General features: G+C 66.8%; 15 protein-coding genes. 2 read left to right on the forward strand and 13 right to left on the reverse strand.

Annotated features, from left to right (window positions below; all coding sequences use genetic code 11):
- Window positions 1-7: 7 nt before the first annotated feature.
- The 13 genes from ACIRHA_RS32710 to ACIRHA_RS32770 form a co-directional block, all read right to left on the reverse strand.
- Window positions 8-508, reverse strand: coding sequence for a TadE/TadG family type IV pilus assembly protein (locus ACIRHA_RS32710; protein ID WP_403853383.1), 501 nt, complete (start codon window positions 506-508; stop codon window positions 8-10).
- On the reverse strand, window positions 505-906 hold the full coding sequence (locus ACIRHA_RS32715) for a TadE/TadG family type IV pilus assembly protein (protein WP_403853385.1): 402 nt from the start codon (window positions 904-906) through the stop codon (window positions 505-507). The genes ACIRHA_RS32710 and ACIRHA_RS32715 overlap by 4 nt, the downstream gene beginning before the upstream one ends.
- Before the next feature lie 242 nt (window positions 907-1148).
- Window positions 1149-2048 (reverse strand): type II secretion protein F, encoded by a 900-nt coding sequence (locus tag ACIRHA_RS32720; RefSeq protein WP_403853387.1) that lies wholly within the window; start codon window positions 2046-2048, stop codon window positions 1149-1151.
- Entirely contained in the window at window positions 2045-2731 is a 687-nt protein-coding gene (locus ACIRHA_RS32725; RefSeq protein ID WP_403853389.1) for a type II secretion system F family protein, read from the reverse strand. The genes ACIRHA_RS32720 and ACIRHA_RS32725 overlap by 4 nt, the downstream gene beginning before the upstream one ends.
- Window positions 2732-2955: 224 nt before the next feature.
- Entirely contained in the window at window positions 2956-4254 is a 1299-nt protein-coding gene (locus ACIRHA_RS32730; protein WP_403853391.1) for a CpaF family protein, read from the reverse strand.
- Window positions 4255-4391: 137 nt separating this feature from the next.
- Window positions 4392-5213, reverse strand: a complete 822-nt coding sequence (locus ACIRHA_RS32735; protein ID WP_403853393.1) for a hypothetical protein — start codon at window positions 5211-5213, stop codon at window positions 4392-4394.
- Window positions 5213-5755 carry a hypothetical protein gene (locus tag ACIRHA_RS32740; RefSeq protein WP_403853395.1) on the reverse strand — a complete coding sequence of 181 codons (543 nt, stop codon included), beginning with the start codon at window positions 5753-5755 and terminating at the stop codon, window positions 5213-5215. The genes ACIRHA_RS32735 and ACIRHA_RS32740 overlap by 1 nt, the downstream gene beginning before the upstream one ends.
- 260 nt (window positions 5756-6015) lie before the next feature.
- Window positions 6016-6318 carry a hypothetical protein gene (locus ACIRHA_RS32745; RefSeq protein ID WP_403853397.1) on the reverse strand — a complete coding sequence of 101 codons (303 nt, stop codon included), beginning with the start codon at window positions 6316-6318 and terminating at the stop codon, window positions 6016-6018.
- 719 nt (window positions 6319-7037) lie between these two features.
- Window positions 7038-7733 carry a hypothetical protein gene (locus tag ACIRHA_RS32750; RefSeq protein WP_403853399.1) on the reverse strand — a complete coding sequence of 232 codons (696 nt, stop codon included), beginning with the start codon at window positions 7731-7733 and terminating at the stop codon, window positions 7038-7040.
- Between the two features lie 79 nt (window positions 7734-7812).
- On the reverse strand, window positions 7813-9015 hold the full coding sequence (locus ACIRHA_RS32755; RefSeq protein ID WP_403853401.1) for an FAD-dependent oxidoreductase: 1203 nt from the start codon (window positions 9013-9015) through the stop codon (window positions 7813-7815).
- Entirely contained in the window at window positions 9015-10184 is a 1170-nt protein-coding gene (locus ACIRHA_RS32760) for an MAB_1171c family putative transporter (protein WP_403853403.1), read from the reverse strand. The genes ACIRHA_RS32755 and ACIRHA_RS32760 overlap by 1 nt, the downstream gene beginning before the upstream one ends.
- Window positions 10181-10726, reverse strand: coding sequence for a hypothetical protein (locus ACIRHA_RS32765; protein WP_403853405.1), 546 nt, complete (start codon window positions 10724-10726; stop codon window positions 10181-10183). The genes ACIRHA_RS32760 and ACIRHA_RS32765 overlap by 4 nt, the downstream gene beginning before the upstream one ends.
- A gap of 80 nt (window positions 10727-10806) precedes the next feature.
- Window positions 10807-11274: a helix-turn-helix domain-containing protein gene (locus ACIRHA_RS32770; RefSeq protein WP_403853407.1), complete on the reverse strand. Its 468-nt coding sequence runs from the start codon at window positions 11272-11274 to the stop codon at window positions 10807-10809.
- A gap of 403 nt (window positions 11275-11677) precedes the next feature.
- Between ACIRHA_RS32770 and ACIRHA_RS32775 the strand changes: the two genes are divergently transcribed.
- Both ACIRHA_RS32775 and ACIRHA_RS32780 read left to right on the forward strand, forming a co-directional pair.
- Entirely contained in the window at window positions 11678-12466 is a 789-nt protein-coding gene (locus ACIRHA_RS32775) for a GGDEF domain-containing protein (RefSeq protein WP_403853409.1), read from the forward strand.
- The gene (locus ACIRHA_RS32780) at window positions 12463-12876 is read left to right on the forward strand and encodes a hypothetical protein (RefSeq protein WP_403853411.1); all 414 of its coding nucleotides are present in this window, start codon (window positions 12463-12465) and stop codon (window positions 12874-12876) included. The genes ACIRHA_RS32775 and ACIRHA_RS32780 overlap by 4 nt, the downstream gene beginning before the upstream one ends.
- Window positions 12877-12894: the final 18 nt, after the last annotated feature.

The raw sequence follows: 12894 nt of genomic DNA on the forward strand, positions 1-12894 counted from the left end.
TCTGCATTCATGGCACAGCCCCCACAATCCGATTCTCGCTCGACGACACTCCGGAAGTCCCTGGGCCACGCTGTGTCCCGCGATGTACATCCACCGGTGAGGCGAACTCGATGGCGATGTCCGCCGATCCGGGCACTTGCAACAGTGCGAGATCGCTCAGCTCGACGCGACAGGTCACCGTCGTTCTGACCGTGCCACCTGACTGCACGCTGCCCCTGGTGACGACATCGAGTGACTCGCACGTGGTGCCCGCGCTCTTCAGCGCCTCGACGGCTGTCGACCAGGCACGGGCGTCGGCGATACTCATGGTTCGCTGCGAACTCGCGCTCCTGGCCGCCTGGTGTGCGGCGTCCTCGACCCGCAGGCGGGCATCTGTCATCCGCCCACAGAAGACCAGGAACCAGAGCATCAAGATCAACGCCGGAACAGTAAAGACGAGTTCGATAGTCGCAGCTCCGGTCTCGGCTCCGCCCTGCGCTCGGCTCCTGCCTCGTCCGACGCGCCTCATCGGACGTCACCTTGGCCCTGCGTCACGGCCTCGACAGGGCCCACGGCGTCCGCACGCACCGGCAGCCGCAGGAACGGCAGGACCGCGGTGGCAGTCCCCGTGACGCGGGCCTCGGCCCGTCCGTCTCCGCGGCTCAGGGAGAGCCGGATGTCCTGCAGGGGCCCGCGCCCAAGCTCGTCCAACACCCGGTCGCCCTCCGCACCACCCGCTCCCACCGTGCCGTTCTCCACGCGGCTGACCGCCAAGGCGTGGGCGGCGGCAGCCTGAGCGATGTGGATGGCATGCATGTACAAGGCTGCTTGAGCGAGCAGGAGGATGAGAGTGAAGACCAGCGGCAGGATCAACGTCATCTCCACGCTTGCGCCGCCCGCGTCGGACCAGCACGACCTCCGCCGCACGTGAACTGCGTGGCCTACTTGAACGTGACGCTGCGAGCCGCCGCCAAGATCTGCGGTCCGAACAACCCCGTCACGGTCAACGCGAGACCCGCCAGGAACGCGATCCAGATGACCTGCTCCGTGGTCATGCCTCCCCTGTCGCGGGCGACGGTACGTAGAAGCGCGCGGAGATACCTCCGCAAGTTCTGTTGGAGTGTGTACGAGGACATGGCGACGCTCCTCCCGGTGCGGCGACGACGTGTTCATAGCGAGGCGTTGATCTGGAAAAGTGCCGGATAGAAGACGAAGAGGACGAACCCGAAGGCCATCAACATCCCCGGCAGCGCCATGCGTTCGGTGGCCGCATTGGCCCTTCCCTCGGCATCGGCGGCGCCGCGACTCCGCAGCGCGGAAGCCTTCGCCGCCAGCGAGGCACGAACTCTTGCTCCTTCGGTGCCGGCGAGCGAGAGCGCACCAGCCAGCTCCGCAAGTTCACCCACGTCGAGCTCCTCGCCGAGTTGCCCGAGCGTCTCCCAGGGAGAAGTGCGCGTGAGACGGGCAGCGTTGAGCGCGCTGCGGAGGCGCCGGAACGACCAGCCTTCGCCCATATCGGCGGCATCCATCAGGGCGCCCTCCACTCCGGCGCCGCCGGCAAGCAGGATGTGGATGAGATTCAGGTAGCAGCCGAGGGCGTGGCGGAATGCGGCGCGGCGGCGCTCTGCCTCCGTGCGCAGGGCCACGTCCGGCAGGAGGAAGCCGCCCGCCGCCAGCACCAACGCGCCGCCCGAAGGAATCGGCCACGGCAGTGGATGTCCGCCTGCGGCAAGGGCCACTCCGACGCTCATCGGCAGGCACAAGCCGGTGACCGCGAGCGCCGCCTTCTCCGCCAAGTGCTTCTCGACCGACCTGCCGGCGATGCCAAGGTCTCGACGAACGCACTGGGTAGGCAGGCCCAACGCACTGAGCGAGTGGACGAAGGGCCTGCCCAGATGTGTTGCCCATCCGCCGCCGGCCAGGACCTCATTGCGCGGTCGTCGCGCCGCCGGAATCGTATTGAGGCGAGTGACGAGTGCGCTCAGCGGGGGCCGGGAAGGTACCAGCCACACGGCCAGCGCCCACAGTCCGATCCCTAGGCCGATCGAAGGCACGACGAACCATGTCATGGTCCGACCTCCCGTCGTACGAGGTCAGGCCGTGATGTCTCCGCATCCGACGGGCCGAGCGCCGTCAGGAATCGCTCCGGCTGCTCCAGCCGCGCCAAGCGACGCAGCCAGACGAATCCGGCAGCGAAGACCGCCCCCACCACGATCAACACCGTCTGCCCCACAGCGGAGTCGTACGGGGCCAGGAATGCCGGGTTGAGGAGCATCAGGCCGCCCGCGAAGGACAGCGTGGTGGTGATTACGACGCGCGTGGTGGTTCGTACGCGGGTGCGGCCGGCCTCGATCCGTTGCCTCATCTCGACATGCGACCGGGCGGTTGCCGCCAAGTCGTCGAGGAGCGGGGAAAGTTGGCGGGCCTGGTTCTCGGAAGCGAGCATCAGCGCTGCGATCACCAAGTCCGCGACCGGATCAGCCAAGTCGTTCGCGAGGCGCCGCAGCGCCACGGAAAGACGCTCGCCGAATGCCAGCCGGGTGGCGAGCCCTTGCACCTCGGGCCGGATCGACTGTGGCGCAGTGCGAGCCGTGGCCATCATGGCCTGTTCGAGCCCGGCCGCTGCGACCAAGGTGTCACGGAGCATCTCCGTCCAGCCCGCGATTCCTTCCACGCGCGCGGCATGTTGACGGTTGCTGGTCTCGGCGTTCAGGAGCCACGGCAGGGCACGGACGGCGATCGCGGCCAGCACTCCGCCGACCACCCACCCCGTGACCAGGCCGACCAGGAGACCTACCACCCCGGCACCTGCCCACCATCGGCGAGGGTGTGCGGTGTTCGGGCGCCGCCGGCTGATCGCTCGCTCTCGTCGCTGTACGGGTGCAGCCCCGCTCCCTCGCATCCCACGCACAAGGGCGAGCAGGCCTACGCCGATCCCCAGGCCGAGAAGCCCGAGCAGAACTGGGCGTGGGTTCATCAATGTCGCCTCCACTCATCGGAGGTGAGGGATTCGTGGGAGAAGCCGAAGGCGATCAGTTCCTCGAGCGTCCCGGCGCGCAGTGGAGCGCCTGGCACTGCTCGGAGGTCAGGACCGGGGCGGAAGACCTCATTGGAGACGATCTGCTTGTCGTCGGCGCCGACGACCTCCCTGACCGACGACACGACTCGTCTGCTGTCACCGTCGCGCGGCCTGTCGAGATGAACGACGAAGTCGAGCGCAGAGGCGACCAGGAGGTTGGTGGCTTCCAACGGGAGGCGTTCCGGGCCTTGAACTGCGTACGCGGCGAGTTTGGTGAACGCCCCGCGGCTCGTCGAGGAGTGGAGGGTGGCCATCGAACCGTCGTTGCCCTGGCTCATGGCGTTGCACATGGGGATGACTTCCGCCCCACGCACTTCGCCGACGATCACGCGATCGGGAGACATCCGCAGCGCCCAACGGACCAGCTCTGCCTGGCTGATGGCCCCCTGGCCCTCGATGTTCGCTTCGCGCGCCTGCATGGCCACGACGTCCGGGTGGGACCGGACGTCTGCGTCCAGGCCGAGTTCGAAGACGTCCTCGATGGTAATCAACCGTTCCCATGGTGGGATCTCGGCTGCGAGCGCGCGCAGCATCGTCGTCTTGCCGATCGCCGTGCCACCCGTGATGAGGAGGTTCTTCCTGGCTCGGACCGTGGCGCCGAGGAACGACTGCAAGGCCCGGTCGATCGAACCGGCCTTGCACACTTGAGCGAGGGTGACGTGCTTGAAGCGGTGTCGCCTGATCGACACCGAAGGCCGGGAGGTAACTGCCATGACGGCGAAGACACGTTCACCATCAGTCAGCTGGAAGCCGACGCCCGGACTTCCGCGGTCGAAGCGCCGTTCCTCCGTGCCGGTTCGTGCTGCCAAGTCACGTATCAGCTGGATGAGTTCGGCGTCCGAGCCGACTACGGGGTCAGCGCGCTCGCGGCGGCCATCGGCCCACCGGACGAAGACGCTGTCACCGTTGATGTTGATGTTCTCGATGTCCGGATTACGGAGCAGTGGCTCCAGCCCGCCCAGGCCGAGGGTTTCGGCGAGCACGGAGGCCACCGTCTGCTGTTCGACTGCCGGTGACACCACGTCCTCGCCACGTCCGAGTCGGGCTCGTGTGTCTTCCTCGGCAACGTCATCCAGGATCTTCCTGGCCTGATCGCGGTGTTCGGCGTCAGTCATCGGCGAACGGCCCGCGTCCTCGTCGTCACGGATTCGCCCGGCGAGCCGTGTCGAGAGCTCTTGGCGCAGGCGCTGGCGCAACTGGTCCTCGACCGAGCCGCTGACCTGGCCACCCCCGTCGGAGGTGTGAGGCGCCGGTGGTCGACTCCATGGCTCGCCGGGGCGGACCACTGCGGTTCCGGGTGGGAGGGTGTGCTCGTGTTCGTTCCTCGGTTGAGTCATGACGGCGCTCCGTCCAGGGTCGGTGTCGACCGTGCCTCCGTACTCGTCGCAGTCTCGACTCGCGATGAGCTCTGCGTAGTTCCTGGCCGAACAAACAACCGACTTCGGGAGCGAGCCGCGATCTTTACGCCGATCCGGGCCATGGCCTCCGCCAGCGGCGACCGCGCGGGCGCATACCGTCCGCCGGTCCGACCGCCCAGCATCGCCGCCCCCTTCGGGTCATCCGGCACGCGCCCGAGTACCTCAACCCCCAGCGTCTTGGCGATCTCCGTCGACGAGTAGCCATCGCCGACCACCAGGAGTCCCGTACGCGGGGCACATCGCGCCATCGCGTCCCACCGCATGGCCACATGGCCGAGTGCATCATCCTGGGCGCCGGCGAGCACCAACAGGACATCTGCTGCCTTCATGATCTCCATGGCAGGCGTACGTGTATCGGCTCGTCCGCAGTCGACGATCACCACGGTCCCGGACCCGCCCACCGGTTCCCGCAACACGGCGTCCGCACGCTCGGCGATCTGCACGAGTGCAGCTCGAGCCTGTTCGGCACCCACCGGGCCGACCACCACCGGCAGGCCGCCGGGGAGCCCTTGAGTGTGTTCCCAGATCACGTGCGATGGCTCAGCCCTCCGCGCCGCGGCCGCAAGGGTCACCAGTCCCGGAGACACGTCCAGCCGAAAACGTGGCATCAGGTCTCCCCCTGCCGGGTCGCACTCGACGACCACTGGACGCCGTCCACCGGGCCAGCGCGCGGCCAGCGCCAACGATGCCGTCGTCACTCCTGGAGAACCCTTCAGGCTGCACAACGCGATCAACATCACCGCTCACCTCCACGGACCACTACCAAACTGACGCGCCCTTCCGGAACGGCAGCGATCCCCTTCGCGGCGGTGTCATGCATGAGCAGAGAGATAACTGTTGTCTGCTCATTCGCCCGCGCTTCGACCTCTGTCACCGTGGCGCTCCACGACTTCGACGACGGGGAGGGAACGGCCGACTCGTCGGCGACCGTGCCTTCTGCGTCGCCTGGCGACACGACGACCGCAACACGACTGCCGGCCTGCAGTCCGGGCGGGAACCGTCCCTCCTTCATCCCGACTGCCGCGACCGCCTCGCCGGGCGCCGGGACTCGAGCCTTGCCCAGCGCGTTCTCGGTCAACAGAGCCCCTTCAGGCAGGCCGGACGCGAGTGGACGTCCCAGCACCGAAGACCGGAACCTGGCCTTGATCGTCCCGAGGCTGTCGTCGGACGCGATGTTGACCTCGCGCAGGTCTCGGACGGTCAGCCGCTGGCCGACCGAAACCTGGTGTGCCAGGGCCAGAACAGCCTCCCTATGGCCCAGTTGAGTCCCGACGACCACCCCTGCTCCGGCACATCCGAGAACAAGAACCACCCCGAGCAGCAGGTAGGGGACCCTCCGGCCCGAGGGCACGGACGTGAGCCGCGCCGCGGATCGCTTCTTCCGTGGATCGCGTGTCCTCGCATCCCGCGCATCGTGTTTCCCGGCCGTGGGCGATGCGCCATGCCTCGCCGCCGCACGCGAAGGGACTCCTCCTGATGCCACCATCTGTGGCCTCCTGACACAGGTCCTCACATCACCGCACGGTCAGCGCGCAGTGATCACTTGTTCAGCGCCTGGCTCTCGACGACTCGGAAGCCGGCGTTGGATGTTGTGGTCAGGTCGGGAAAGGTTCCTGAGTCGCCCCCGCCCGTCCAGGTGACGGCCCAGTGAACCGTTGCCACCACGCCGTACGTCTGGTGTGGCCGCCCCACCGACGCGGCGCGATAGGTGTGTCCGCAGTCGGGAGACGTACGCCGCGCATCCGCCTGTGTGGTGTACGGCGTTCCGGGGCCCGCGCAGGTCACCGCAGTGCCATCCCCCAGCGTCCAGACCACCTCCGTGGGTCGCGCGACCGCTGTCACGGACACTCCTGGCACGGATGCGGTCGCGGACACTCGCTGCCAGCCACCGCGGCTCACCCACAACCACGTCGGCAGGTTCACCAGTTGCTCGCCGCCCGGACTCGCCTCGATCTTCAGCGCCGGAAGCCGCAGTTGGCCGCGAGCCCGCTCCGCCAACTCTGCCGGTGCCGGAACTGCTGCCGGTGCAGCCGGTCCCGCTCCTTGTGGCGCGTCCGGAATCCAGACCGGTGGTCGGTAGTACGCGTCCCGAGCCCCTCCGCCCCTGCACTTGTACAGGTACCAGGCACCACGATCGCGCGGCCCCGGTGCGGGCTTCCCCGCAGCGGCCCCGGGCGTGCGCGTGAACGCTGCCGTCATCGCCCGAGGCCACTGCTTCACCGCCGGGCGGGGAAAGGCGGCCGAGGCCACCTCCGGCGGAGGTCGATAATCGCTCTGCGCGTAGGAGCATTCGGCGAGGTTGGGGTCGCGCCGAACAGGCTCGCTCTGCTTACGGTTTTGCCCGTCTCCGGGAGGGCGCGCTGGTCGCTCGGGCTCTGCACGCCGAGGTGTTCGTTCGCCTCCCCCGCTCCTCCCTGCACCGAGTTCGCAGCCAGGGTGAGGGTTCTGCGAGCAGTCCACAGCGCCCCAGCCGCCGTCCGCCAATGCCGGGGCGGCGCCACCGGCGACAACGAGCGCCGCGGCCATCACCACAGCGCTACCCGCCGTCACCGAGGCCCGGTTCAGCACGTTCCGACCCCGTCCACGGCGAAGCGCGTGACCTTCCAGGTCCCGCCGTCCTGCTTACGCACCTCGGCGGTGATCTTCTGGCGTCCACCCGGCCGTTCGTCGGCCAACTCGCCCGTCCGCTTTCGGTACTTCAGCCAGCGCGAGGAGTCACCGCAGTCGGAGATTCTCACCGCAGCAGGTTCCGCAGCCGGTTTCACCCAGTTGACCTTTGGTGTGTTCCTCGGCGCTCCCTTGGTGACCAGCCCATTGCGCCGGTCCGCATACATGCCCCGTGTGATGGCTCCGAGTGCTTCGCCGGTGGCGTGCTTGGCAAGGAGCGGCGAGTCCCAGTCGGAGGCCCTCGCCGCGACTGCCATGTCGTGCCACATACCCAGGTAGGCGCTGGTCGCCCGGCGGCGAGCGTCAGCGGCAGACGCGGGACCGCCCGAAACATCCGGGCCCGATGTCTCCGTCGTCGGCTTGTCGATGCTGGCGCTCGCGCGCCCCGTGCCACTGTCGGTGCTCGTTGCTGAGCTCGTGCTGCCGTGGCCGCCGGAGTCGGCGCATCCGGCGGCCAGCAGCACCAAGGTCGCGGCGACTCCGGCGTTCCACGCCCGTCGCTTGCCACCCAGTCCGTCCGCGCTCACCATCACGGACACCTCCCACGTCGAATGGACTGTCCCGCCTGCCGCACGCTGCGCGGCGGGCACGTCCACTCCTCTACTCCACACCGCCGCGCCAACTGCAAGGTGCGTACGCGCACGGACTGTGGAGTAGGTACGGGATTCCTTACCTGCCCTTTGCCGGAGCGTCCACTTTCTCGTCCCAGTCGATGTGATGGCGTGTGAGCCAGGGAGCAGCGTTCCGCGGGCCATCCTTCAGGAGTCGCGGCAGCATGAAGTCGCGCAGGAGACGTTGGAGCGGGGCGGGGATCGCGCGCTTCTTCATACGGGTGCTGGTGGCCACGAGCTGCTCGGCGCGTCCGCGGCGCAGTTGCTCGAATCGCTCCAGGGCGGACTCGATTCCGGACACGTCCCGTAGGCACTGGGCGAGGACGATGCTGTCTTCGAGGGCCATGGCCGCACCATGGCCTGCGTTGGGCGAAGCGGTGTGGGCAGCGTCGCCGATGACGACCATCGGTCCCGCGTGCCAGCGCGGCGTAGACGCAAGGTCGTAGATGCGGATTCCTACGCAGTCGTCCTGAGTGGCACGGATGAGTGCGGTGGCCACGCCATCGTCTCCAGCCACCCTTTCCAGGGCCCTCCCCTTCCACTGGCCAGGCGTCGTCGCAGCAACTTCCACTTCGCCGAATTCTCCCGGAATATTGACGAACCACCAGGTGTCTCCGCCCGGAGTCGTGAGGTAGGCGAAGAACGCTTGCTTGCCATAGATCATGCGCATGGTGTCGTCCGGCGCGGTCACGGGTGCGTTCCGCGCATAGCCGCACACGATGTCCTCGCCCGTGTAGGCGGGCTGGGGCGCGTCGGCGTCGATGATGTTCCGCACAGCGGAGTGGATGCCATCGGCCCCGATCAGGAGGTCGCCTTCCACCACGGTGCCGTCGTCGAAGGTGGCAGCAACACCTCCGGTAGCCGTGCGGGCGGCCGAGAGGAAACGCTTGCCGCCCACTACGGGGATACCTCGTAGGATCGCCTCGTCGCTGAGCACCCGGCACAGCTCCGACCGGCGCAGAATGCGCGGGCCCGGAATCTGTCCGAGCGTGTCCTGGTCGAGGCGGCAATCCTTGAGCCTCTTGCCCGCCCCAGTGGCGAACTCGATGCGGCTGGCAGAGAAGGATTGCTCCAGGACAACTTGATCGGCGTCCACAGCGTGGAGCGCATCCATGCCGTTCTCGAAGAGGGAGAGAAACGCTCCGCGCCCGTTGCCGCCGACGGGGTGGGCTTCATACACGGCTGAGGTGATGCCGGCCTTTTGCAGCGCCATGGCTGTCGTCGGGCCTGCGACACCACCACCGATGATCAGTGCGTGCATCACGGTTCTCCATTCGGGTCCGTGGTTCGAAATGCGTCCGACAGGGCGATGAGTTCACGGACATCGGCGTCGAGGGAGGCGTCCTGTGGCATGGCAACAGGGACTGCGGGTTCCGCGTCCAAGTCACCCGATCCGTGGGTGCCCAGCGCATGCCGCAGACGAGCCGAAAGAGCCGGTGTGCCTGGAATGCCAGCTGTTCCGTCGTCCAGCGGCGCGGTGGTCATGTAAGGACTGATGCGCACGAGGCCGTCACGGCACTCGATGACTCGACGGTAGTAACAGCGGTGTACAGCGAAGGGGTTGAGGGAGTCTCTCCAGACCCGCATCGGTACACGCGGAAGAACATTCTCGGGGAACAGCTCATGCAATGCCAACCAAAGCGGCTTCAAACGCCGGTACTGCACGAAGTGCCGCCACCACACCCCCAGGGCGATAGCCCGCATGATCGCGGCCGGATAGATCACACCAACCAAGAAGAGGGCAACACCAGGAAGCATGAAGAAGGTGGCGGCGAACCACCCCAAGGTGGTCGACGCGGCGCCAGAGGCGCCCAGGGAAGCCGGCGCGTCACGCCCTCCCGCCCAGTGCACGATCACCGCGACGATGAACAACACATTGGCAGCCACAATTCCCAGCATTCCTACGGCCGCGATGCGGAGCCCATGCCGGACTCGTGGACCTGCTTCCCGTGCGTAGCGCCGGTTCCAGACCCACGCTTTGGCGAACCCCAAGACCAGATAGACCTCTGCGACCACGTAGAAGGCCGCGACGCTGGTCACCTTGTGGTCGCGGGTACCCACCCCTGCGGGTGTGATGGCGGCGCAGATAACGGCGGCCGTAAGCGTGAAGGCAAGCGGAATGGCGTATCGCAGGGCGCGTACCTTCGCCTGCCGGTCGTTCAGGGCCGAGTAGAGGTAGAAGCAGATCAGCGCGTACAGCCCTGCGACAACCAAGCCGTACTCGACGAACCGCGACATCATCGGTGACGTGCCGAACAGCCCGGTGCCATGGTCTGCGGCCCGTCCGAACGGGAAGGCGACCGCCCATCCCGTGATCAGGCCGCACAGTGACCACAGGGCCCGGTCCTTCGGCGCTCGCCTCAGCCGGAATGCCGTCCAGAGCAGGACGATCGGCGCGGTGATCCCGTAGAGAGCGAGTAAGTCGTTCACAACCACCCCAATCGGTCGCTGAGGACGACGCTCATACGCTGCGCCGGAGCCTGATCGGCCGTCCTCGGTACGACATGGTCGAGTACCGATGCCCATTCCAAGATGATCGTTGCCACGGTTTCGGCCTCCCGTTCATGCTCGTCGTCGTAGACGGAACGGCCCAGCAGCCGCAGGACGTCGCCGTCTGCAGGCAGCCAGAGGGGAGCCCCCGAACCGTGCCGTTCACCACGCCGTAGCGTCGCCAGCAGTTCACGCGGTGCACAAATCTCGTGGCCTGCGAAGATGTGGCCGAGTTCATGCAGGATGATGTGTCTCTGATGAGCCGGGGTGGTCTGCTGTTGGTAGACGATCACGTCCTTGACCGCGTCACCGACCCACAACCCGAACGGGCCCGCTACAGGAATGTCATAGGGCACCAACTCGATCACTCTGCCTCGCTGTTGCGCGAAGCGGCGGCACAGTTCATCGACATCGAGCGGGGGCCGGATGTCGAGTCCGTTCAACAACCGCCGGCAGCGTCTGCGTAAGTCGCGCTCACTCATTGATCTCGAATACCTCCAGGGAAAAGACAGCTCCTGAGGTGCACTTACTCACGTCGCATTCAGGCCAGCTTGCAGGGCAGCTATTCGCTCCGCCTGTCAGGTACTTCGGCGTCCAGCTCCGCGACGCCCTGGGCACGGTTCGTGGTCAGGACGTGTTCCACGATCTGTGTCACGATGGCCAGCCCCTCGGGGCTCAGTTCAAGAGCGCGCAGTGCAAGATTCCTGACCTGCGGGTGATGCCCTACTCTCGCCAAGTCGAGTTCATCCTCGACCTGTTCGTCCGGCCCAGGGTCCAGAAAGTACGACACCGATACGCCGAAGAATTGTGCCAACACGGTCAGGAGATCCAACGATGGATTGCGCTTGGTTCCGTTACGCAACGCGGAGAGATAGGCGCCACTGACCCGCACCCCCGGCTCAATATCGTGCAGCGCGACGGCGACTTCGTCGTGGGTGTATCTACGTCCCGCAGACCCCTCCGGACGGATCTCCTCAAAGAGCCTATCGAGCCTCTGGGCCAGAGCTGACTGCTTCTCAACACCAGGCACGGCATCATCCCCTTGAACCCGAACCCCAGTCGACGCTCTTTCAATCTCTTTTACGCTCAAGGCAGTTGACAGAACACGACGGCATCACTCTAGACTCACGCTCCATCGAGTTCAACCGTGAGTTGAGTTAGATCGCAAATCAATCATCTCAGAGTTGTTCAGTCGTGAATTACTGAAGCGCGAACGACCGCTCGGGCGCAGGTGAGCCGGCCAGCGATCGGCTCGGCACCAGACTCGTTCATGAGTCACCCGACGCCACAGCGCAACCTCGTGCTGATGCCGCGAGGGGACGATGACCATGACTTCGCAACAGACAGGTCCCACCCACCGACGGTGGACGGACTCCTGCGCAGCAACTCCTTCGCCAACAGACGAATCGACAGATGAGCCCCGTACACAGACCATGCCGTCGGCACAGCGCGAGCAGCACTTCCGCTGCGGCACGTGCGGCCAATCGTTCGTCGACACCGTCACCGGAGCGCTCTACCGTCACACCTGGGACCGGCGCGCCGCGTCGACTGTCGCCGAAGCGCGGCGCGGCCGCCGCTCGTTGGCCTTGATCCTCGCCGACGTCGACCGCTTCAAGGCGATCAACGACACCTATGGGCACCCCGCCGGCGACAACATCCTCCATGCCATCGCGGAGGTGCTCCGCCGAGGGAGCGGCGACGCGGGGCTGGTGGGCCGCTACGGAGGTTGCACGGGGGACGAGTTCCTCATCCTTCTCCCGGACCTGGACCTCAACCGGGCGCTGGCCCACGCCCTCAGAATGCGCGATCAGGTACGTGGGCTCGCCGTCCAGGTGAGTACGCGACGCGGCACTTTCGCGACGCTCGCCGGCCAGACCATCTCGATGGGCATAGCCGTCGCCACGGACTTGCCACGCGGCGCCCTGGCCGACCTGCTTCTGGACTGCGACTGCGCACTGCGCCAAGCCAAGCAGAACGGTGGCGACCAAGTCCGCGTCGCACTCCCACCGTCACCCCACTCCGGCCTCGGTACGGATGGCACGACCGAAGACCAATCCCCGAACCACCACGACGTGGGTCTCCGCCTGCTGCTCGCGCCCCACCACCGCCTCCCCCGCTCCCTGGACGGGGAGTTGGCGCTGTCCCCACTTGGCGTGGAGCACGTCTACACCGTCCTCTCCACGCTACTCAACCGCTGCTCGGCACCCCTGGACACACCATGAAGGCCTACCGGCAAACAACCACCATCGACCCCACCGCCTGGACGCCGTCCACCGGAGTCCAAGCCGTCCCCGCAGGTACCTGGTGGGACGCCGTACGCGTGCCGGAGCACATCGGCACGGAAACCGTCCGCGCCTTTCGCACCTACGCGCCCTCGCAGCTCGGCCCCGTGATCATCGACCTCCAGATGCGGGTCCCCAGCCTCTACTTCCTGGTCCCGTCCGGCATCGCACTCGACTGGAACGTCCCATCCTCACGGGCCCTCACCCACCACAGTTTCATCGTGGTCCCCAGCACCAACATCACTTCACCGCCGGGGCCTCACTGGCTGATCAACCCACGAGACACCACACGCCTCACATCCCCGAGCGTGCTGCAACGCTTCATCAAGCTTGTCGGCCCGGACGCCTGATCGCGCGGGGTTGGAGAC

The organism is Streptomyces sp. NPDC102360, assembly GCF_044766085.1.
Classification (GTDB): Bacteria; Actinomycetota; Actinomycetes; order Streptomycetales; family Streptomycetaceae; genus Streptomyces.

What these genes read in the sequence shown, in the direction of transcription:
- ACIRHA_RS32710 (WP_403853383.1), bottom strand. Translation starts at nt 508, where the DNA reads ATGAGGCGCGTCGGACGAGGCAGGAGCCGAGCGCAGGGCGGAGCCGAG.
- ACIRHA_RS32720 (WP_403853387.1), bottom strand. Translation starts at nt 2,048, where the DNA reads ATGACATGGTTCGTCGTGCCTTCGATCGGCCTAGGGATCGGACTGTGG.
- ACIRHA_RS32735 (WP_403853393.1), bottom strand. Translation starts at nt 5,213, where the DNA reads ATGTTGATCGCGTTGTGCAGCCTGAAGGGTTCTCCAGGAGTGACGACG.
- ACIRHA_RS32755 (WP_403853401.1), bottom strand. Translation starts at nt 9,015, where the DNA reads ATGCACGCACTGATCATCGGTGGTGGTGTCGCAGGCCCGACGACAGCC.
- ACIRHA_RS32765 (WP_403853405.1), bottom strand. Translation starts at nt 10,726, where the DNA reads ATGAGTGAGCGCGACTTACGCAGACGCTGCCGGCGGTTGTTGAACGGA.
- ACIRHA_RS32775 (WP_403853409.1), top strand. Translation starts at nt 11,678, where the DNA reads ATGCCGTCGGCACAGCGCGAGCAGCACTTCCGCTGCGGCACGTGCGGC.
- ACIRHA_RS32780 (WP_403853411.1), top strand. Translation starts at nt 12,463, where the DNA reads ATGAAGGCCTACCGGCAAACAACCACCATCGACCCCACCGCCTGGACG.